Genomic DNA, 19896 nt, shown 5'->3' with positions numbered 1-19896 from the left:
ACAAGTGTCCTCACGGTATTCGTTCAGCCGGCTCTTGGGCTCGGGCTCTGGGTTCAACAGTCTTGCAATCAGGCTCAGCGGCTGGCGGACTGTTCGGCGCCAGGCAGTACCTTCAAGTCCTCGACGAAGCGCGTGGTGTAGGCCTTCTGCCAAGGCGCATCGGCACCGAGCAGGCCGGCTTCGACCATGAAATTGCGCGTGGCCTGCCAGCGCGCATCGCTCATCACGCCGATGCCTTGGGTGGCTGCATCACCGCCGGTGACCAGGCGATATTGCTTGAGCGTCGACAAGCCCCAGGCGAGCAATTCATCGCTCATGTTCGGGTTGTCGGCCTTGATCAGGTGGTTGGCGCTCGGGTTGTCGAGGTAGCGCTTCCAGCCCTCCATCGAGGCGCGAACAAAGCGCTGGACTCGCTCAGGATGCTGATCGATCACGTCCTGGCGAGTGGCCAGGGTCGAGCCGTAGGGCGGGTAACCGGCGTCGGCAAACAGGAAGAAGTTGGCTTTCTCCCCGGCCTTCAACGCCTGGAACAACTCGGAGCTGGCATAGGCCTGCTGCGTGGTGTTGGCGTCCGCGAGGAAGGGTTGCAGGTTGAAGGTGTAGGGACGGGCCTGGCTGTCCTTGAGCTGATATTTGCCCTTGAGCCACGGCCACCAGGTTTGCTGGCCGGAGGTGGAAACCAGCACCTGCTTGTTCTGCAAGGCATCCAGGCCGCTCACATCGGCATGGGTCAGCAGACCCTGAGGGTCACCTTGAAAGGGCGCGGCCACGGCCACCACCGGCATGCCTTGCTCCACACTTTTGAGAATCTGCAAGTCGTAGTTGACGATGAAATCGGCCTGCTTGTTGAGCAGCAGCTGCATGCCATTGACCTGCGGGCCACCCATGCGGATGGTCACGTCCAGGCCTTCTTTTTCATACAGTCCATCCGCCAGGGCCTGGTAGAAACCACCCTGTTCGGCTTGGGCATACCAGGAAGTGAGCAGCACCACCTTGTCATTGGCCGAAGCCAGTGGAGACGCGATCAGGGCGGCGGGCACAAGCGCCGTGGCCAGTAGCGAGCGAAGCGGTTGACCCAAGGCAAAGCGAATTTTCATGATGTGTTCTCCACAACGATTCGAAAACCGCCGCGCGCCAATCGGCACGCCAGCGCGGGACCGATTGGAGAGAACAAGGGGAGGAGAGAGGGCGCGTATGCGTAGTTACACGGCTGACACTTCTCTCTTGCCCGGGGCGCTGGCGCCGCGTTCAAGCATCCAATCGGACGTACGCCCACAGGGAAGGGCGCAAGAGCAATGCCCGGTGCCATTGCTGGCACTGACCGCTTCTACTCGAAAGTGGTAATAGCCAAAAGTGTGCCAAGCCGTCGCAGGCCCGCCCTCACGGGATCCGGCGGGCGAGGCAATCAGCAGGAGGTGGGTAGGCGAATCGCAACGGTGCGAATTCAAGTGGGCGCGCCTCAATCTGGTGCACAACCGATGGCTGCAAAGTATTCAGTTTTACGCATCGATTGTGCTGAATGAGGGTTGAAGATTGTATTCGCTCAGTTGGCACAACCTCTGCTTAGTCCGGAATCGAGTAGAAGCGGTCAGCACAGTGGGCTCTCAACAGGACCCGAGGTGCAGGGCATTGCTCTGGCGGCATTACGCCGCGTACCCGGCAAGGGTCGCCCCTCGTTAATTTGAGGGCCAGAGCAGCTGCTTGATCCGCAGCTCGGCCATGCCTTGCCGGTGATATCCGCCAATCACCTGAAAAGGGCAGCCCATGAAAGCATCGCGTATTCCATTACTTGCACCTTCGCTGCTGCGTCGCAGCCTGCCTCCGCTGTTTGCGCTGGCCAGCGCCGGCGCCGAAGCTGGCCCTCTGTTGTGGAACGACAACAGCTTGAGCTACCTCTACGGCCAGCATTTCAAAGTCGACGGCACAGGCGACGATACTCAGCAAACGCTGAGCTTCGAGCACGCCAGCGGCTGGACGTGGGGCGATATCTTCATGTTCGTCGACAACAAATGGTCCAGCGGACTCTCGGGTGCCGACGGCCATTCCTACTACGGTGAATTCTCCCCACGGCTGTCGCTGGGCAAAATCAGTGACCGCTCCCTGAGCTATGGCATCGTCAAGGACGTCCTCATCGCCGCCACCTACGAGCGCGGTGAAAACCGCAATCGCAAATACCTGCTGGGTCCTGCTGTCGACCTCATGCTTCCAGGCTTCGATCGCTTTTCCCTGAATACCTACTACCGCAAACCCGACGGCATCACCGGTAAGGCCTCAGGTCAATGGCAGATCAACCCGACCTGGTCCATGACCCTCCCGGTGGGTCGCTCCGACATTCTTTTCGACGGCTATCTGGAGTGGTACGTCAACGACGTCGGCAACAAAGGCACCTCCAACTATGTGGCCAGGAGCTTTCACTTCAACCCACAAGTCAAATACGACGTGGGCAAGGCGCTGGGGCAACAGCAAAAACGTTTTTATGCGGGACTTGAGTGGGATTACTGGTCGAATAAATACGGGATTGAAGACACGAGCGGATTCCCTACCGACCAGAACGCGTTGAGTCTCTTGCTCAAGGTGCATTTTTGACGGGGGCCGATCGCCCATTGCAGAAAGCGGCCTTGACGCACCACCTCGGCCAACTGGCGAAATCGGTGAGGTTCCTCGCCATTACACCTGCGCTGCCAGCGCCTCAATCAATTCCTGGGTGGTGACGATTGAGTGAGCGAAAGTCGGCCCGTTCAACTCATGGGCGGCGTGCATCATTTCCGTACGGAAAGCGGCGGTCGCATCGCGCACCAGCGTGACGTGGTAGCCCAGTTCCGAGGCGTAGCGGGCGGTCGCTTCGATGCAGGTGTTGGCGAGCAGGCCGACGATGATGACGTGGGTGATACCTTTCTGCTTCAAACGAAAATCAAGGTCGGTATTGGCAAAGCCGCTGGAGCCCCAGTGCTCCTGCACGACAATGTCGCCGTCCTTCGGTGCGAAATCGGGATGCCATTCGCCGCCCCATTCACCGCGTGCGAAGTGGTGCATGTGCATGATTTTGCATTGGGTCGGTGTTGGATGATCCCAGCCGTCGTAGTCGCCATGTTCCCAGCGGTGGTGCGGCACGATGACCACCGGAATGTTCTGCGCCCGTACGGCGCGATCGAGGGCTCGCAGGTTGTCGAGCAGCCCGACCTGCTCGGCAATCGGCTTGATCAAGGGGAAGACCTTGCCGTTTTCCGAGAGAAAATCGTTGTACGGATCGACCAGCAGATAAGCGGTGCGGTTCAGCGGGTAAGAGGCGTTCGACATGACGATGTACTCCACGCAAGTTGAGTGACCGATGCCGTGGGCTCGCCCGGGCATCAGTTTTTTATGACGACGAAAAAGCTCAAGTCAGTTGAAGGCGCTGCGGTAGGCAAAGAGGCCAGGCAAGCCGCCGGTCATCACAAACAGTAGATTGCTTCCTGGCGGGTAGTCACCCCGGCGCACGGCAGCGAGCAACCCGGCGAAGGCCTTGCCACCGTAGACCGGATCCGTCAGCAAGCCCTCAACGGAGGCCAGCAGCCGGACCGCTTCGAGCATCGATTCGGTGGGGGCGCCATAGGCGTCGCCACGTTGACTGCCATCCACAGTGATTGCGCTTTCCACAAGGGTTGCGGACGGGTCCAGGAGCTGCAAGGTTTCCCGAGTTTTTTCCAGGGTCGCGGCCGTGGCCTGCTCCTCAGTTGCCAACACCGAGTAGCCGATCACTTCGGTTGATGATCGAGCCAGTGCCAGACCGGCCTGCAGTCCTGAATGGGTCCCTGCGCTGCCGTTGGGGATGATGATCCGCTCGAAGTGAAAGCCGAGCGCGTCCGCCTGACGGAGAATCTCTCCCGCACAAGCGGCGTAGCCCAGACTGCCCCTGGGGCTGGAGCCGCCCAATGGTATGAGGAAGGGTTTTTTGCCTTGGCTTTTGAGCGCTTTGAGCAATTCGCCAGCGTAGCTGTCCGGCGTCAAACCCCGCGGCAGTCGATGAACCTTTGCGCCAAACAGATCATCGAGCAATACGTTGCCGTTATGGCAAAAATCATCATCACTGCGCACCGCCGACGCGGTCAGGATCAGCTCGCAGGCCAAACCTTGGCGGGCGGCGACGGCGGCGGTCAGCCGGGCGTGATTGGATTGAAAACCGCCCCAGGTAACCAGTGTGTCCGCGCCTTCGGCCAATGCTTCGCCAAGCAGGAATTCGAGTTTGCGTAGTTTGTTACCACCACCGCCGAGGCCCATCAGATCATCGCGTTTGACGTACAGGTTGCAGCCATGCAGTTCGGCTGCCCGGCTCAGGCGGGACAGTTTCTGCATCGGTGTCGGGCCTTCCAGCAGCGCCACTCGGGGGTAAGCAGCCAGCGCAGTTTCCAGTTGATTCAAGTCGTGAGGCATGACGGTTCACTTGACGTTGATGGAAGGAAGTGGGGCGGTCACTTCAACAAGCCCCGGCGAAATGCTTAATAACTGAGATTGCAGTTAAGTCGCTTTGTCAGGCTGTGGCGGACTCTCGTGCGACTTGCCTGAGGATTTGTTCGTATTCCTTGACTGATAGCGATCCGGACACCAACTGACGACCGTTCAGCACCATGGCCGGGACCGAGTTAATCCCGCGCTCAAGATAAAAGCCTTCAAGTTCACGGACCTCGAGAGCGAATGCCTCGCTAGTCAAAATCTCGCGGGCGCGGGTGGTTGAAAGTCCAGCTTCACCGGCCAGGCGCACCAGTGTTTCGTGGTCGCTGGGGTTCTCGCCATTGGTGAAATAAGCCTCGATCAGGATTTTCTTCAGCGCGACCTGGCGGCCTTCCTGCACGGCCCAGAGCAGAAGGCGATGGGCATCGAAGGTGTTGTAGAAATGGCTGCGCTTGTCCAGGTCGAACTGAAAACCGATGGCATTGCCACGCGCGACGATCATTTCATTGCGCGAGGCGACTTCTTCGGCGCTGCGCCCGTATTTGCGCATCATGTGCTTGATGGCGTGCTCGCCCTCGGCCGGCATGTCCGGGTTCAGTTCGAACGGCTTGAAGGTCAGTTCTACGGCAACCTCGCCGGCAACGTTCGCGATGGCTTGTTCCAGCGCTGTGGCGCCGAGTGCGCACCAGGGGCACACCACATCCGACACAAAGTCGATACGGACGGGGAAAGTCATTTCTTCGACTCCGCCAGCTGTTGGCGGTACTCGGTGGTGGTAATTCCGGCATAGCCCCAGTTATCGGTGTCGACCTCTTCAATGACGATATGGGTGAGGTGCGGGTCCTTGTTGAGGACGGTTTGCATGGTTTTGGTGATCTCGGCGATGACTTGGGATTTCTGTTCTTTGGTAACGCCGTCGCGAGTGATACGAACGCTGATGAAAGGCATGGGATAAGTCTCCTGTAGGCACCCCATCGATATGAAGGGGAGCAGTGGGATCGACTTTAGAGTGTTGCGTTCAGGGGATAAATCAGGGGCGGAGAACATCACTTATAACGCTGTGTAATCAATCCGCATTTAACATTGAGCGCTTTGCAGAAAGTAGATCGCCCTCCCTGGCTGCAGGCGCGGGGAGGGCGAATGCTACGGCGGGAGGAATCAGTTCTGCGCTTTGCTCATGCGGGTAAATAGCTCGGTTGGGACTTTTTTGCCATTGGAGATGTACTGGTTGGTTCTGAACTTGTAGACCTCACCTTCCGAAAGAAAACCATCGTGGTTGGTGTCCATCGCTTTGAATTCTTCACCGCCCTGAGGTGCCACAGCCAGCAGCTCTTTAAGAGAGACGAGGCCATCATGGTCGGTATCTGTGCGGGCGAAAGAGTCGTCCCCACATTTGCCTTCACCGCACTTGCCTTCGGCAGTAGCGGACTTGTCGCTGGCTTCGCTGGCGCCGCATTTGCCTTCGCCACACTTGCCTTCGCCGGTTTTATCGGCCGATGCCAGTTGGTAGCCTTGGGGCAATGGCTCAACAGCAAAAGCGGCAGACGATGCCAGGCTCATGCCACCGGCTAAAGCAATTGCGGCCAGGCCGAGACTGGTTTTGTTCGACATTGGTTTACGGTACATAGTGCTTCTCCAGATGCTTTGCGCGGCGAGGCCGCGGTTCATGCCACAGGGCGGATAGACCCTCAAGGAAGCTCAAGGCAAAGGGCGCAAGCGTCTTCCACTTCGACAGAGCGACCTTATTCGGGCAGGCCTATTTAGCGGGAGTCATGTATCGGCGATGTATCGGCGAGAGGAGCATTTGTAAGCCAATCCCAAGACTTCGCGTTTGGGTACATAGAGATACAAAAACTGACCTCAGCCTTTGCGCGTCAGTCAGGACAACAGCTTTAAAACGGGTGTCGCTGCTACCCCGACGACAGCTTGCTCATGCAGCTTGCGCAGCAGAGCCAGTGCGTCAGCAACGAAGCTGGTCACGTCTGATGCACCAGCCTCCGCAGCCAAAGCGTGCAACTGCGCTCGTCCATCCATGTCAGGGAAGTGCTCGATCCGCTGCAACAAACGGAACGCGAGAGGGCTGACCTGGGAGAATTGCACCTGGCCACTCGGCACACGGCTGATCAGCAGCAACGTCGGTTGTTCTGGCGGTTCAGAAGGCAAGTGGCCTGGGCCGAGACGATGTACGGCCCAGGTGTAAGCCAACGGCCAGACGAGCGGGGAAAGCCTGAGGGGACGATCGAGTAAATGCGCCGCATCACTGGGCTTTAAAGGCGCAGCGTCCAACTGTTGCAGCGCCATCTCCACCCACTCGTAATGCGCCAATTCAGGCAAGAACGGGTACCAGGGATGCTCAAAGCCAGGCGAGTCTTCCAGGCTTGCTACGAAGTCTACAAACTCACGAGCAATTTCTCCGAAGCGTGGTGTTTGCGCGCGGTAGTCACGCAAAAAACGTCGTACCAGCGCACGCCAACCGGCATCACCCAGCACGGCAATCAGCACCGGAAACGTTCCACCCAGCAACCCCAACAGATTGTTCAACACCAGGTTGAGGTAGACCTGCGCTCTCGCGGGATTCATCTGCGCAGGCGGCGCATAACTGTCCGGGTCACGCAGGTAACGGGTCAGCGCGAGCTGCTGACTGTGCAGACTTGAAGTGGAGTCAGCCATCGACAGTCACCCGCGCCAAAGCACCCGCGTCGCGTTGCAAGCGCTTGATGGTGTTCAACTCAGCCACCAGTTCGTCGTAGGACGGAAAGTTGAAATCGCGCTCCAGCAGGGTTGGCTTCACGCCGAAAAGGCCATAAGCCTGCCGCAGCAATGACCAGACTACCGGTTTGACCGACGCACCATGGGTGTCGATGATCAGGTCCTCGGCTTCGTCGTAATGCCCAGCCACGTGCATGGCGACTACGCGTTCGGGTTCCAGGCCGGCGAGGAAAACCGCTGGATCAAAGCGGTGGTTGACTGAGTTGACGTACACATTGTTAACGTCGAGCAACAGGTCGCAATCGGCCTCGCGGAGCACTGCATTGGTAAAAGCAAGTTCGTCCATGTCCTGATGAGCAGCGGCGTAGTAGGAGACGTTTTCTACAGCAAGACGACGACCGAGAATGTCCTGTGCACGACGGATGCGCGCCGCAACGTGATGAACTGCCTCCTCAGTGAATGGCAACGGCAGCAGGTCGTAGAGATGGCCATCGTCACTGCAGTAACTCAGGTGTTCGCTATAGAACGGCACGTTGAAGCGATCGAGAAACCCGCGGACTTGCTCAAGAAAAGACTCGTCCAGCGGCGCACTGCCACCCAGCGAAAGTGACAGACCATGGCATGACAGCGGATAACGTTCAGCTAGCATCTGCAGGGCCGCTCCATGCGCGCCGCCGATGCCGATCCAGTTCTCTGGAGCAACCTCTAGAAAATCGAAATCCCCGACTGGAGCGTCACGAAGCGTGTTGAGCAGCGCACGGCGCAACCCGAGCCCGACGGTCGCCGCAGGGGGAAGCTGTGGATCTAAATGCGTTGATGATGAAGTGTTCGTTTGCATGAGCTAAATACTCCGATTCGACGTCTGAAACCCCCGATCCACAGCACCTCCACGGTCACCGTTGGCAGCCGAGGGTGTGAATCGGGCGATTGAAACCCGCCACGGTTCTGCTCAAACGAGGTTGATCACCACGTTGATGTTGTTCCGCGTCGCTTTGGAGTACGGGCATGTCTGGTGTGCGGTATCGATCAGGTCTTGAGCGACGTTGCGATCCAGCCCGGGAAGGAAGACGTTGAGGCGAGCCTGGAGGAAATAAGCACCATCGGTTGTGCCTAGATCCACTTCGGCGTAAACGGCAAGGTCAACCGGGAGGGTGACTTTCAGCTTGCTCGCCGCAAGCCCCATCGCGCCGATAAAACAGGCCGACCAACCTGCGGCGAACAACTGCTCTGGGTTGGTACCGGCGCCAGAGGTGCCAGGCGATGACAGCTTTATATCCAGTCGGCCATCGTCACTGAGGGCAGTGCCATTGCGTCCACCCGAAGAGGTATGGACTTTGCCGGTGTACAGCACTTTATCAATATGGGTCATGGTGAAACTCCTGATTAACTAGCGGGGGTTGAGAGCGATAACCTCGGTGACGCGATAACACTCAGCGTGCATTCAAACGCTTGAGATACCGACCGATGAATGCATCCAGGCTTAGCTTGCCGGCGCCTGTGAATACCAGTGGCAGAAGTGCGACGAGATAGATCAACGGCAGCTTGAAATTGCCGTAGCCTTTGTTGCTGATGGAGTAGCCCATAGCCAGTTCGCTCAACGTCGACCAGTGTGCTGGCCAGTGAACTGCGGCAGTTGCCACGACGGTCACCACTATGAGGATGAGCGCCGATAGCCGAGTTCCCAGGCCTACAAGCAAAGCAATGGAACAGAGCAGTTCTGCCCACATGGATAACTGCCAATTGAACGTAGCCGGCAGCTGATTGAAGGGAAAAGGAAAGGCCCCTTGAATGCTCGGGAACCAGTTCTCACCGTTCCACTTTTCCCATCCCGCTTCAAAAAATTCCCAGGCCAGAAACACGCGCAGGCTTAACGGTGCGATCCAGTCTCCAGCACGATCGAGATTAAGGTGCAGCCGATTCAAGACCGATAACGCGTTTGTTTGCATGGGTTTAATCCTCCGACTTGTCGTCAAGAAAGTGGAAGCCCTTCAGGTGCTCCCAATGACAGGTGTCAGGCACAGCAGCACTGCGCTGGCCGTGGGCGCAGTTCATCCTGTTGGTGTATCTCGCTTGTGTCTGAGGGGGCGGGAAGATCAATGTTGTGTAACGTGTTTGCGTCCGTACACACTTGGATACAGAGCAGTGCCTGTCGAAGGCGCTATTTTGGAGTTGGGCTATACGATTGGCTGCGTTCTGCCGGTGACTGGCAGGAGGATTTCACAGGGCGAATGAAAGTCGCAGATGTGGGGGGCGAGGGCGTGGAAATGACTGTTGAATGAGGGGGCACGCCAGGTGCCCACCTTATCTGTCTGGAACCGCCTAAGGGATCAAGCGCATCTCCCGCAGTTTGTCGAACACGTCGAAAAATGCCTGATCGCTCGCCTGGTAGGCAGTGAAGCCCATCAGGCGGCTTTTCGACATATCCGTGACCACTTCGATAGGGCGACCAAGGTCGGCATCGGTATGCCATGGGGAAATCAGACGTCCAATGTCGGACTCTTTCAAACCGTGCTTGGCGACTATTTGCGCCCATACGGCTTGATCGTCCGCCATCTGCTTCTCTAGAGGAGAAGGTGACGCGGGATAGTCAGCAGCAGGCAGGTCGAAGTATTCGGCAATTCGGCTCCACATCCATTTCCACCGGAATACATCGCCATTAGTGACGTTGAACGCCTGGTTGGCCGCAGCCGGGGTGGTGGCCGCCCACAGTTGTTGTTTCGCCAACTGCCGCGCATCGGTCATGTCAGTGAGACTGTCCCATTGCACCCTGGAACCGGGAAACACAAAGGGGCGATTGATGTGTTTGCAAATCGAGGCATAGACGGCGAGGGTGGTTGCCATGTTCATCGCGTTGCCCACGGCCACCCCAGTGACGGTATGCGGGCGATGAACGCTCCAAGTGAAACCGTCCTTTTCCGCCGCGGCGAAGAGTTCGTCTTCCTGAGCGTAATAGAAATTCTCGACATCCAGACGACCCTGCTCTTCGCGAAACGGTGTCTGCGGCAGGCTGCCTTTACCATAGGCTTCGAACGGGCCGAGGTAGTGCTTCAGGCCGGTAACCAGTGCTACGTGTTTGACGCTTTTGGCTGGGCGAATGGCCGAGAGCACGTTGCGCACCATGGCGGCATTGACGCGAATGTTCTCGGCCTCCGTGGCTTGCCGCGACCATGTGGTAATGAACACATGCGTGGGTTTCAAATCTTTCAGCGCCTGTTCCAGAGAAGCAGGATCCTGAAGGTCCGCCGCGACAGGGATCACGCCTGGCGCTTGCGACGGATGCCTCGACAGCGCGGCGACTTGCCACTGGTTGTCGATGAGTAACTGGGTGATGGCGCTGCCGACAATGCCGCTGGCGCCCACGACTAGAGCTGTCTGGGTCATAGGTTTCTCCTGAATTCAGGTTTGGGAGTCCGCCTGAGCAGAAGAGGTTCAACCTGAAAATCCGTTAGAGTGCGCGCTACTCCCCGTTAAAGCCTGTGAGAAAAATGACTCGTCCGCTGTTTGTCGCTCTGGATGGCCCCAAAGGCGTCGGCAAAACCTCGCTGTTGGAGGCCATCACTGAAGTCCTGAGGGCAGACAACCAGAAAGTGATCCGACTGTGCGAGAAAAAAAGCGACCCGTTCAGGGGCGAGACAATGCATCTGGTGAACCGACTCGTCCGTCATCCTGACCGGGATCTGGAACTGGAAGTCTGCCAACGCCTCGCTGATAGCCGCAGCTGGATTTCCCGAAACGTGCTGACCAGACAACCCACCGACAGCATCATCCTGATCGATCGCTGGTATCCATCCGATGCGGCGTTTCGCCGGATAGTCCCGTTTGCTGAAATCCTGCAATTAAACCGTGATCGCAACGTTCAGGTGCCCGACCTGCATGTTGGCGTGGTCACGGCGGCGGAGATTTCGTGGGCGAGGGCGGGGGCGCGACGGCGTGGCTTGAGCAGTACTGTGCTTCGCGGTCTGGAGGAGCATGTCGACTGTACCCAGGCTTTTGAACAAGTCGCTGCCGATCAGGGTTGGTTTATTTGCCGCAATGAGGGAACGATCGAGGAGGCGACGGGGCGGGTGGTAGGGGAGATTAATCGGGTGATGAGCCGCCTGCGCGTTCCTTAGCGCCAGTCCCTCAAGGCAGATCACGGTCGACTAAGACAGGCAGCGCGGAAAGTGCCATTGCACAAAAAAACGGGGCTCCAGCGTTGCGAATATGTGCTGGAGCCCCGTATTTATGGGCTATCAGTCGAAACTCAGTTCCTGAGTCTTGATGTGATTGGCCACTGCGCCAGAGATGGCGTCGAAGATTGCTTTTTCATTGTTGCTGTAGACCTCCATGTCGAGATCCAGGGTAATGGCAGCGCTGCGGATCATTACACCTTCATGGTGGTAGCTGACAAACAATGAGTGCCAGTCTGTGAATTCCACATCCAACACGAGGTAAACCACCGTCACCGAAGCCATGCCCTGGTCGTTCTTGATGGGGCCAAAGGCGACAGTCGTGCGGCCGTCCTTAGTGCTGGCCTTGTTCCACCAGAAGGTCATGAAGTCGTGGGTGCCCGAATCGTTGGGATCCTTGGCCAAGAGCGTCGCGAGCTGCTTGAAACTCTCGAGTTCCGTCGCTCCCAGATACGTGCCAACGATGGTGGTCAGCAAACTACCGATGTCCACGTCACCAGAAGAGACATCCTGCCTGACCTGGCCGCCGCTCGCTGCCTTCACGGTGAAGCCCAGATCGGTCAGTTGGTAAACCACAGCATCGAACCATTGCTTCGTCTGCAGATAGTCCGTATTGGTGATGTCCACGCCCTTGCTTTTCAGGACAGCACGCGCAGCCCCCTGTGCGTAGAGGTTCAGGTGAGAGTATGCGCTGACCTGCTCCGGGGTAGCATCGGTCATGGCATAAACCAACTGCGAGTCGATGGCTGTGGCGTCGATTGTCGTCGTAGTTCCACCGGTTACCACGCTGCCCAGCTTAGGCGGCGCAAGGGCAGGCCATGCGCAGGTGATGATCCTGCTCGTAAATCCCACACCATCGCGAAGATAGGCTTGACGAGAGCGCCAGTCGGGATGGGAAGTGCGGTCGATAGTGAAAGGGACGTCACGCAAGCCTTCGGGAGGGTTACCTATGGACTTATCGATTGCCACGTTGAGCCTCTTCAGAAGCCCGTCGCACTCGCATTTCGCGAAAACATTCAGATGGTAGTTCAGGCCTTCTGTGTTGGTGACTTGCACGTGAGCACCAGCCCCCAGGGCCGCTTGGCAAGTTGAGATGTTCCGACCGAAAAGGCTGAACGTTTTCTGGGACTCGAACTTCACTTCTACATCAGCTTTTGCAGATTCCTTAGTGCACATGATGATCTCCAGCTCATACCCAGGCGTCATTGCTCGGGCATCTAGAAGTTATCAATATCGGACCCTTCGTGAAGCTCAGTCGGTTGAGCAGGGCTCACGAATCGCCCTGAAAATATTGCGCGGCGCTCAAGGTGCTGGAGTGGTCACTTCATCAAGAAACTTGGCAAGGTTACGAACGTCGTTGTCGGCCATTCTTTCAATCACGTCCGCGAGCGCTTTGCGATGCGGCGCGTCATGCATGGCGCCGAGCGTATGCTGTCCACGGCCGAGCAGAAGCCAATCGGCATTGACGTTCAACTCGACGCACAGCTTGGCGAAGTTCTCCATACTGATTGGCTCTGAACGAAACCACCGACTAAGAGCGCTGTCCGTCACACCGATTCGGTGTGACAGCGCGTAGAGTTTTGGAAACCCACGAAGGGTATATGCGAACTGAAGTCTCTCGCCGTAGCTTTTGATGCCATGCATTTCCATATCTTTCTTCGTCCTTTACTCGGAGAGGCATCGAAAGCTTCAGAAGTCCGCAGCCTCTCCGGGTTTAAGGCGGGTGAAGCCCCCAAGAGCGAATCGAGTGTGGTGAGAGGCACATGGCAGCGCGCCAACGATTGCTCTCGGCCATGCTAAAGACGAACTCATGTGCAGTGATATGAACTTTGCCGACTGAGAGCTCAGGTAGGTGTCCGGCCAAGGTGATTGTCTGGTTCGAGCGATTATGGCCTGAGCGCCAGCCAACGACTTGGTTTGCGAGGCTGAGGCGCTATGGGGATCGGTTTCACCGCGCGCTCAAACAGATATCTCAGCGGCCGTTAACAACCTTGAAGAGTGATCGCACGTCGGTGAGTGCGCACACGGTCAAGCGGTTGGACTCCGCATCCGTCTGCATACGCGCGAGCTTATCGGTTTGGTTGGTACGCGTTGCGTTCAGGTTGGTTGGGAAAGGATCCTGATGAGACGCTGTGGGTCAGCCCAACATGGGAGGTTTATGAGCGGTGGTGCTTTGTAACTGTAGTCTCACAGCTGCAACGTCAGTTTCCTGAACTCGTCTGGAGTCGTGAATATCGATCGATGGGTTTAAAAGAAATCGTGTGGCGGGGAATAGCGGCTGATGTGACCGTTGAGGCATGTTACCAAGTCCGATGCCCAGCGATTGATCAACCTGCGCATCGCGGTTTTCAAAGCTTATCGCGAGAGCGATATCCGGACATCGTCGTGACGTTGGACTCGCCTTCGACGAAGCGCTTCTTGGTTTTCGATGCGAAGTATCGCAGCGCCCGCGCCAGCCTCCTGGATGCAATGGAGTCAGCGCACATTTATCACGACAGTCTCCAGTGGAAGGGCATCAAGCCTGACGTTTCATTGCTGCTGATACCTAGGGCAGACAAAGTAACGGCGCTTATCAGCCCGACCTATCATGCGGACTATGGGGTCGGAGCCTGGCAAATCAGTGCAGAATCAGAAGGGGAGGCACTGGGGATCGAACTCAAACGAATTCTGAGTGCAATACCAATCGCGGCCGCTCCAGCCCGTACAATTGCTATTGGAACGGCGAAGTAATCGATTACGCACAGTAGCGCTAAACTCGCTGACAATCCCGCAACCCGAAATAAAGGCGTCGGGCTCCAGGCGTATTGGTTCGCGACGCCGGTGCAAAGGACTCGATCGAACTGCGCTGGTCTTGACGACTCTTCCCGAGATCACCTGATTACGTTCAGGTTCACAAGCGGCAATGTTTTCGATCTTCACAATCGTTCAGCGCTGGTGGACAATCCGCGCTCTGTTCCGGGGTAGTTCAGCGGTAGAACACTCGGCTCTTAACCGGGTGGGCGCTGGTTCGAATCCAGCCCCCGGACCCACAACATCGCAGGCTCGGAAGGACTCATGCTCAGGGACGATAGGGAATCGAATGCGAATGCCGGCATAGGTGCCGGCTATGCAGCCTTTCAACTGTCTCGGGCACTCGCTGCATCGGGCCTCGACGATAACGGACAGACGAGCAAGCGCATCGAGCGCTGGCGCAATGTAATCGAGCACATATTGCAGGGATCTGCGTCGTATGGCTCACGAACTCCATTCGCGGATGTGCCTGAGTGGGTCACGCTGGAAGTCGTCACGGGAGGTTTCGCCACTGGGCAGTACATGGCCGGTGGCGCACTGACCGAGTACGAGCGACATTTGGCTGCTTCGATTCCTGGTATCCGTCCTGGCTTCGAGCGACTCGATCTCAACACTTGGCACCTTACGGAGGAGGGGATTGAGGTACTGCAAACGAAGCTGGCGAGCGGGGATTATCGAATCGAGGTGCCAGAAGAAGCTGCACTGCTGACGGTGGCCTGGTTGCTGGGCCAACAACGTACAGAGAACGCATGGGACCTGGTTGAAGCGATAGCGCCTTTCTTTGAACAGCTGCGATTCTTTCCGATGGCTTCTGACGGTTCGCCGCTTTCAGCAGGGCAAGTGCAGGTTTTTACTGTCGGTGATGTCAGAACCGTGCTTTCAAACCGCCCAGCACAGACGCGTCTGGCAGCGCAAAAACATGTCGTCGAGACTCGCTTGCCGCTCTACGATGCGGCGGTGTCGCTTTTCCTTTTGACGTATCAGGATGATTGGCCTTGTCGCCGGTACCCCGAGGGCTGGTTTGAGCAGGCGAATATTCTGAAGCGGCAGTTCGATGCTTCTTGCCCCAGCGCTTCAGGTGAAGCTGAAAGCTCAAGGGATCGGGCAGGGGAGTTGTTTGCATTGCTGGGGAGTTGCGCTAGCGATGCGGCGTCGCTTACGGGACGGCAAGTCGGACGAATTCGCAGGATCGTCGACGATTTCGTACGCAAGCATGGTCATCCCGAATCCGAATCTCATCAAAAGCACAGAGAGTCTCAACGCAGTCACGTGTCCTCACCCGGGCACCATCTATTTGCTAAAGCGGTTGCCGCACGTCTGAGCAGGTATCCCGGTTCGGACGGAGTTTCCGACTTTTCATCTCTGCTGCAACCCGTTACCTGCGAAGAAGCGACCGCATATTCGCTGTTAACAGGTATCGGCATTCCTACTGATATTCGTCGACGCGTCGAGCGGTGTCGAACGGGCACAATTGCCGAGCTGATCGATAAGGGATTGATTACATCCGGGGATACCGTAGCGCGGCTGCTGCCAGCGATAACGGCTGAGATCTGCAGTGCAGGATTTCGCGATATGTCGCTGCGGATGCTCTCTGTAGCAACCTATCGCGCCTTTCGACAACGCCGCTCATTGTTGCTGTTGGATCTGCAAAGTCAGGTCAGGATGAATGAATTGCCGTGGGTGGCGGCTGTTGAGGACCAGCGAGAAACGGACGCGGTGGTCGCTGACGCAGCCAGACAGGTCCTGATCGAATGCGCAGCGATGACTCTTTGCGCTTTTCCTCAAGCGATCCTGCCCAACAAACTCATTCAGGAATTTGCTGCGCTTGGTGCGATGGCCAAGCTGGATCTGCCTTTTGTTGAAGAAGTCGCCTCGGACATTTTCATGGGCGCTTTCTCGAACAAGTACATAAGAGCTGCCAGGCAGGCGGCATCTTTGACAGGTGGCACGCTATACGCCAATTACTACGACATTGATGCAAGCCAATTGGCGATGCTTCCTGATCAACCGAAATCCAGGCGGAAAAGGTTCTCCAGACCTGACGCTAGTTCCAGGGACGCATTGGCCAGATTGTGCTCCCAGCGGGCTGATGCGGGCCTGGGGACATGGCGACCGGCGACTAACGGGAAAATCATCGAGCAACAACAGATCCTGACGACGCAAAACGTTGCGCTGTTGTTTGGTGAGCTCGGGTTGAAGGCGCTGTTGCAGTATCGCCTGGCTTCGATGGCCGAGGAATGCTTCAGATGGATATGCGTACGCCAGCAGATGAAGTTGCGGTTTTATCACTCCAGCCTGGTGGTGATCAAAAATACGGCTTATGCCTGGCGGCAAATGGTCTTTTATCTAGCGATGCTAGATGAGGCAGAAATGCGTTTCGCGATTGAACGTATCGAAGCTCATTTCGCGATTCAGCCTAGTGCATTTCGTGAAAGGTTTCTGCCGGCGATTAGAGGATTGCGAGTAGCGGCTTCTGGCGCACCGTTGACCGAGGCTCGCCAAGCAAGCGAAGGTGCTCAGGTTTTTATCGGATGGACTACCGAGAGACATTGGTTGTTGAAGCAGCAAACGAATGGCGTTGCTTAGACTGAGAGGTTGGGAGTGGTGAGATCTGATATCTAAAGCCTGAGGCCATTCGCATACATGATTTAACATAATATACATTACACGTAACAAGATGTTACAGGGTTAGCGTGGTTGCCCGAGAGATCTGAATCTGCGCGGTCGCTTCAAAACCAGCTTTCCCTGCAAACTGCATTTGTCCCAATCTACAACTCTCAATCTTCACCGCGCGTAAGCATTTCAATCAGCGCTCCATGCTGCGGATACTGTGCGGTCAATTTTGCTCGATCACCTATTTCCATATCGGCAAAATCAAATCCTGGCGAAACCGCTTCGCTGATCAAGCCAAAGCCATTTGAGCCTTCCAGTAATCGAGAGGCTTTCCAAATTCCACCCGGTACGTGCAACTGCAGTTGCTGACCAGCCAAAACATCGCTGCCCATTACCACCGTTTGCAATGAGCCGTCGGCGTGGATCAGGTTGTATTCGATGGCGTCGCCCAACTGGAAATAATGCAGGATGTCGGACTGGTTGAAATGAAACTGGCCCACTGGCGATTGCTCAGTAAGCAGATAGTAGATCGAGGTCAGCAGATATCGCGGGCCTCGCTGCGTTTCGAGGTAGTCACGATGATCGGCTTGATAGGTTCTGCGGTAATAACCGCCCTCGACATGAGGCTGTAGATTCAGCGCAGCAATCACATCTGTAGCATTCAGCTTGCGCTGAATCATGGCCTTCTCCGTTGCAGGTACGGTTTTTTGTTAGCTCAACTAAACGGTCATTTAGTGTAGTTAACGTATTTTCGACGACGATCGATGCATTTGCCCTGCTCCATTAGAAGTCTACCGTCGCCGACAGCAGATACGTTCGCGGCGTCGAAAGCGTCAACCCCGGCTCACTATCATCCGATGCACCCGCCGAGCTCCAATAGCGTTTATCCAGCACGTTTTCGACATTTGCGCGCAAGGTGATCGTCTTCTCGTCCAGCCTGAAAGCATAGCGTGTGCCTACATCGAACCGTTCCCAAGAGTCGATTTCCTTGCCGTTTGCCTGGTCCAGATACTGCGAACTCGAATAGATTCCACGACTGGTCAGTGCCAAACCTTGCACAGTCGGCACGTCCCACTCTGCACCAAGGTTGACGTTGTATTTCGGTGTTGCCGGTGCGCGGTTGCCGTCGAATGTACCGTTGGTGGTATCGGTCAGTTCGCTATCGATGTACATCACCCCGCCGAGCAATCGGAAGCCCTTCAGCGGTTCGCCAAACACGCTCAGTTCTACGCCGTTGTTTTCGCGTTTGCCGTTCGGGCCGAAGACTCGTGTGGTCGCATTGGTTTCGTAGGCAGGTTGTTTGATGCGGAACACCGCTGCCGTCAGCGCGTATGCACCCGCGTCGTACTTGGCGCCGACTTCGACCTGGCGGCTGATGAATGGAGGGAAGATTTCGTCTTCGTTGATCGACGTCGATGGCGCGACTTTGCCTTGGCTGAGGCCTTCCATATAGTTGGCGTACAGCGAAAGTTTGTCGGTTGCCTTGAACAGAATCCCGCCCGACGGCGAGACCTTTTCTTCATCGTAAGCTGTGTCGCCCTTGATGCCGTCGCTCCAGTCATCGACTTTGACCCGCTGCCAGCGCGCACCCAGAGTCAGCAGCAGTCGATCATCGAAGAAACCGAGCGTGTCGGACAAGGCCACGCCGCTGAAGCGATTTTCGGTGTAGACCTTGGCGTCATTGCGGGTCGGCGTGCCGGGTCTGGCTATTTCCACCGGGTCGTAGAGATTGCTGCGCCCGGCCGCGTAACGGGCGCCGCCGTTTTCGAAGTCCATATAAAAGTAGTTGGCCGCCAGGTTCACTTCATGGCTGACAGGTCCGGTCTGGAACCAGTTACGCACCCCAGCGGTAGCCGTGCGAACGTTTTCGTCGCGAGTGAAGTCGCGCGGCTGGACGCTGAAGTCGCCGGCGTCATTGGTCACCGAAACCGCGTGGCGCAAGAAGTCGTGATTGCTTTTGCGTGCGCCGACGCCGCCATACAGCATGACCGAATCGCTGACATCGAACTCGCCGTTGAGCGTGCCGAAAGTGTCTTTGGTTCGCGCCCGGCTCCAGGGTTGCGCATAGTTGTCGCGCACATCATTGGCGTTCGGCACCTTGGCGTTGGTCGCGACTTGCACGCGTTCCTGCGGTGCGTCGGTGTCGCGTTCGGTGTGGCCGATATCGGTGGAAAGTCGCAAGCGTTCACCACGGAAATCCAGACCGAGTACTGCCATGTCGCGATCGACGCTCTGATGATCCCATTCGGTATCGCCGGACTGTTTGACCCCGTTGAAGCGCACCCCGAATTGATTGTCTTCGCCAAAACGCCGTCCGACATCCACCGCGCCGCCGACTTGATTGTTCGAGGCGTAATTGGCTGTCAGCGAGGTGATCGGCTTGTCGGTCGCGCGTTTCGGCACGACGTTGATCCCCCCTCCTACACTGCCCCGTGGCGAAATCCCGTTGATCAATTGGCTCGGGCCTTTGAGGATGTCGACGCGATCGGCCATTTCCATATCAATCGTGTAAGTCGGCAAGATTCCGTAGAGGCCGTTGTAGGCAACATCACTGTTGAACAGGCTGAAACCACGAATGGTGAATTGCTCATAGCGGCCACCGGCAGGGTTGGTGGCGCGTACCGAAGGGTCGGTACTGATCAGATCGCCGAGCGTGCGCGCCTGTTGGTTTTTCACCGTTTCGCTGGTGTAGGTGGTCATGCTGAACGGGGTTTCCATGAAATCCCTGGAACCCAACAACCCTTGCGAGCCACGCCGCGCGACCTGACCGCCAGCAAACACGTCGGCATCGGCTGAACCGCTCGCGCCGAGAATCGATGTCGGCGCAAGTTGCAAGGTGCTGCCTTGCGCTGCGGGCACCAGCGTATAAGCCTGATCGCCGACCGGTTGCAGCTGCAAACCGGAACCCAGCAACAACCGGCTGAACCCCTCCTCCACGCCATATTCACCGGACAAACCATTGCTGTTGCGGCCGCTGACCAGTGCCGGATCCACCGAAAGATTGACGCCGGCGAGACCGGCGAAGCGCGTCAGCGCTGTACTCAGACTACCGGCCGGCACCTGATAACTGCGGCGACTGCCATCGTCGGCCCAGCTCGATTGGATCAACATGGGGCTGGCACTCAGGCTCAGCAAAAGGCTCAACTGCAACAACGGACGCAAACGACCTGGAAATACTGCGGGCATT

Annotated in this window: 20 protein-coding genes and 1 tRNA gene; 6 read left to right on the top strand and 15 right to left on the bottom strand. The window is 57.0% G+C overall.

Translation table 11 applies throughout. The features are described from left to right. Positions 1-74 precede the first annotated feature (74 nt). Entirely contained in the window at positions 75-1097 is a 1023-nt protein-coding gene (locus tag AB4N85_RS08785) for an ABC transporter substrate-binding protein (RefSeq protein ID WP_252867620.1), read from the bottom strand. Positions 1098-1764: 667 nt separating this feature from the next. On the opposite strand from AB4N85_RS08785, the gene AB4N85_RS08780 reads away from it, so the two are divergent. Continuing rightward, complete coding sequence (locus AB4N85_RS08780) at positions 1765-2586, top strand: outer membrane protein OmpK (protein ID WP_252867619.1); 822 nt, start codon at positions 1765-1767, stop codon at positions 2584-2586. An 81-nt stretch (positions 2587-2667) separates the two neighbouring features. Here AB4N85_RS08780 and AB4N85_RS08775 read toward each other — a convergent pair whose 3' ends face one another. The 10 genes from AB4N85_RS08775 to AB4N85_RS08730 form a co-directional block, all read right to left on the bottom strand. Beyond that, on the bottom strand, positions 2668-3297 hold the full coding sequence (locus tag AB4N85_RS08775; protein WP_252867618.1) for a cysteine hydrolase family protein: 630 nt from the start codon (positions 3295-3297) through the stop codon (positions 2668-2670). Between the two features lie 84 nt (positions 3298-3381). After that, complete coding sequence (locus AB4N85_RS08770; protein WP_252867617.1) at positions 3382-4410, bottom strand: D-cysteine desulfhydrase family protein; 1029 nt, start codon at positions 4408-4410, stop codon at positions 3382-3384. A 97-nt stretch (positions 4411-4507) separates the two neighbouring features. After that, entirely contained in the window at positions 4508-5164 is a 657-nt protein-coding gene (locus AB4N85_RS08765) for a DsbA family oxidoreductase (protein ID WP_150742177.1), read from the bottom strand. Beyond that, positions 5161-5376, bottom strand: a complete 216-nt coding sequence (locus tag AB4N85_RS08760) for a tautomerase family protein (RefSeq protein ID WP_024012974.1) — start codon at positions 5374-5376, stop codon at positions 5161-5163. Before AB4N85_RS08760 ends, AB4N85_RS08765 begins: the two co-directional genes overlap by 4 nt. 210 nt (positions 5377-5586) lie before the next feature. Continuing rightward, complete coding sequence (locus AB4N85_RS08755) at positions 5587-6054, bottom strand: HvfA family oxazolone/thioamide-modified RiPP metallophore (RefSeq protein WP_041480354.1); 468 nt, start codon at positions 6052-6054, stop codon at positions 5587-5589. A 252-nt stretch (positions 6055-6306) separates the two neighbouring features. Continuing rightward, the gene (locus AB4N85_RS08750; protein ID WP_460067740.1) at positions 6307-7098 is read right to left on the bottom strand and encodes an HvfC family RiPP maturation protein; all 792 of its coding nucleotides are present in this window, start codon (positions 7096-7098) and stop codon (positions 6307-6309) included. After that, complete coding sequence (locus tag AB4N85_RS08745; protein WP_252867615.1) at positions 7091-7975, bottom strand: HvfB family MNIO-type RiPP peptide maturase; 885 nt, start codon at positions 7973-7975, stop codon at positions 7091-7093. The genes AB4N85_RS08750 and AB4N85_RS08745 overlap by 8 nt, the downstream gene beginning before the upstream one ends. A gap of 111 nt (positions 7976-8086) precedes the next feature. Then, a complete protein-coding gene (locus AB4N85_RS08740; RefSeq protein ID WP_252867614.1) occupies positions 8087-8506 on the bottom strand; it encodes an organic hydroperoxide resistance protein in 420 nt (139 codons plus the stop codon). A gap of 61 nt (positions 8507-8567) precedes the next feature. After that, complete coding sequence (locus AB4N85_RS08735; RefSeq protein WP_024012969.1) at positions 8568-9083, bottom strand: HvfX family Cu-binding RiPP maturation protein; 516 nt, start codon at positions 9081-9083, stop codon at positions 8568-8570. 373 nt (positions 9084-9456) lie between these two features. Further along, positions 9457-10518 carry an SDR family oxidoreductase gene (locus AB4N85_RS08730; RefSeq protein WP_252867612.1) on the bottom strand — a complete coding sequence of 354 codons (1062 nt, stop codon included), beginning with the start codon at positions 10516-10518 and terminating at the stop codon, positions 9457-9459. Between the two features lie 104 nt (positions 10519-10622). Between AB4N85_RS08730 and AB4N85_RS08725 the strand changes: the two genes are divergently transcribed. Continuing rightward, positions 10623-11249: a dTMP kinase gene (locus AB4N85_RS08725; protein WP_252867611.1), complete on the top strand. Its 627-nt coding sequence runs from the start codon at positions 10623-10625 to the stop codon at positions 11247-11249. 120 nt (positions 11250-11369) lie between these two features. Here AB4N85_RS08725 and AB4N85_RS08720 read toward each other — a convergent pair whose 3' ends face one another. Together AB4N85_RS08720 and AB4N85_RS08715 are read right to left on the bottom strand one after the other, a co-directional pair. Then, complete coding sequence (locus AB4N85_RS08720) at positions 11370-12482, bottom strand: hypothetical protein (protein ID WP_252867610.1); 1113 nt, start codon at positions 12480-12482, stop codon at positions 11370-11372. 126 nt (positions 12483-12608) lie between these two features. Beyond that, complete coding sequence (locus AB4N85_RS08715; RefSeq protein ID WP_159894614.1) at positions 12609-12950, bottom strand: helix-turn-helix domain-containing protein; 342 nt, start codon at positions 12948-12950, stop codon at positions 12609-12611. 221 nt (positions 12951-13171) lie between these two features. Here AB4N85_RS08715 and AB4N85_RS08710 point away from each other — a divergent pair, with 221 nt between their 5' ends. From AB4N85_RS08710 to AB4N85_RS08695, 4 genes are all read left to right on the top strand, one after another. Next, positions 13172-13429: a DUF2357 domain-containing protein gene (locus tag AB4N85_RS08710; protein ID WP_191636956.1), complete on the top strand. Its 258-nt coding sequence runs from the start codon at positions 13172-13174 to the stop codon at positions 13427-13429. Continuing rightward, positions 13323-14036, top strand: a complete 714-nt coding sequence (locus tag AB4N85_RS08705; RefSeq protein WP_150635243.1) for a nuclease domain-containing protein — start codon at positions 13323-13325, stop codon at positions 14034-14036. Before AB4N85_RS08710 ends, AB4N85_RS08705 begins: the two co-directional genes overlap by 107 nt. A gap of 224 nt (positions 14037-14260) precedes the next feature. Beyond that, positions 14261-14335, top strand: a tRNA-Lys gene (locus AB4N85_RS08700). Between the two features lie 25 nt (positions 14336-14360). Continuing rightward, positions 14361-16682 (top strand): hypothetical protein, encoded by a 2322-nt coding sequence (locus AB4N85_RS08695; protein ID WP_252867609.1) that lies wholly within the window; start codon positions 14361-14363, stop codon positions 16680-16682. A 191-nt stretch (positions 16683-16873) separates the two neighbouring features. Here AB4N85_RS08695 and AB4N85_RS08690 read toward each other — a convergent pair whose 3' ends face one another. Together AB4N85_RS08690 and AB4N85_RS08685 are read right to left on the bottom strand one after the other, a co-directional pair. Then, the gene (locus tag AB4N85_RS08690) at positions 16874-17389 is read right to left on the bottom strand and encodes a cupin domain-containing protein (protein WP_252867608.1); all 516 of its coding nucleotides are present in this window, start codon (positions 17387-17389) and stop codon (positions 16874-16876) included. Positions 17390-17492: 103 nt separating this feature from the next. Continuing rightward, on the bottom strand, positions 17493-19895 hold the full coding sequence (locus AB4N85_RS08685) for a TonB-dependent receptor (protein ID WP_252867607.1): 2403 nt from the start codon (positions 19893-19895) through the stop codon (positions 17493-17495). Position 19896 lies beyond the last annotated feature (1 nt).

Source organism: Pseudomonas sp. H1_G08 (genome assembly GCF_054681355.1).
This window is presented reverse-complemented; position numbering and strand designations above follow the sequence as displayed.

Excerpts from the sequence above, each read along its gene's own strand:
- AB4N85_RS08785 (WP_252867620.1), bottom strand. The coding sequence starts at position 1,097 with ATGAAAATTCGCTTTGCCTTGGGTCAACCGCTTCGCTCGCTACTGGCC.
- AB4N85_RS08780 (WP_252867619.1), top strand. The coding sequence starts at position 1,765 with ATGAAAGCATCGCGTATTCCATTACTTGCACCTTCGCTGCTGCGTCGC.
- AB4N85_RS08775 (WP_252867618.1), bottom strand. The coding sequence starts at position 3,297 with ATGTCGAACGCCTCTTACCCGCTGAACCGCACCGCTTATCTGCTGGTC.
- AB4N85_RS08770 (WP_252867617.1), bottom strand. The coding sequence starts at position 4,410 with ATGCCTCACGACTTGAATCAACTGGAAACTGCGCTGGCTGCTTACCCC.
- AB4N85_RS08765 (WP_150742177.1), bottom strand. The coding sequence starts at position 5,164 with ATGACTTTCCCCGTCCGTATCGACTTTGTGTCGGATGTGGTGTGCCCC.
- AB4N85_RS08760 (WP_024012974.1), bottom strand. The coding sequence starts at position 5,376 with ATGCCTTTCATCAGCGTTCGTATCACTCGCGACGGCGTTACCAAAGAA.
- AB4N85_RS08755 (WP_041480354.1), bottom strand. The coding sequence starts at position 6,054 with ATGTACCGTAAACCAATGTCGAACAAAACCAGTCTCGGCCTGGCCGCA.
- AB4N85_RS08750 (WP_460067740.1), bottom strand. The coding sequence starts at position 7,098 with ATGGCTGACTCCACTTCAAGTCTGCACAGTCAGCAGCTCGCGCTGACC.
- AB4N85_RS08745 (WP_252867615.1), bottom strand. The coding sequence starts at position 7,975 with ATGCAAACGAACACTTCATCATCAACGCATTTAGATCCACAGCTTCCC.
- AB4N85_RS08740 (WP_252867614.1), bottom strand. The coding sequence starts at position 8,506 with ATGACCCATATTGATAAAGTGCTGTACACCGGCAAAGTCCATACCTCT.
- AB4N85_RS08735 (WP_024012969.1), bottom strand. The coding sequence starts at position 9,083 with ATGCAAACAAACGCGTTATCGGTCTTGAATCGGCTGCACCTTAATCTC.
- AB4N85_RS08730 (WP_252867612.1), bottom strand. The coding sequence starts at position 10,518 with ATGACCCAGACAGCTCTAGTCGTGGGCGCCAGCGGCATTGTCGGCAGC.
- AB4N85_RS08725 (WP_252867611.1), top strand. The coding sequence starts at position 10,623 with ATGACTCGTCCGCTGTTTGTCGCTCTGGATGGCCCCAAAGGCGTCGGC.
- AB4N85_RS08720 (WP_252867610.1), bottom strand. The coding sequence starts at position 12,482 with ATGTGCACTAAGGAATCTGCAAAAGCTGATGTAGAAGTGAAGTTCGAG.
- AB4N85_RS08715 (WP_159894614.1), bottom strand. The coding sequence starts at position 12,950 with ATGCATGGCATCAAAAGCTACGGCGAGAGACTTCAGTTCGCATATACC.
- AB4N85_RS08695 (WP_252867609.1), top strand. The coding sequence starts at position 14,361 with ATGCTCAGGGACGATAGGGAATCGAATGCGAATGCCGGCATAGGTGCC.
- AB4N85_RS08690 (WP_252867608.1), bottom strand. The coding sequence starts at position 17,389 with ATGATTCAGCGCAAGCTGAATGCTACAGATGTGATTGCTGCGCTGAAT.
- AB4N85_RS08685 (WP_252867607.1), bottom strand. The coding sequence starts at position 19,895 with ATGCCCGCAGTATTTCCAGGTCGTTTGCGTCCGTTGTTGCAGTTGAGC.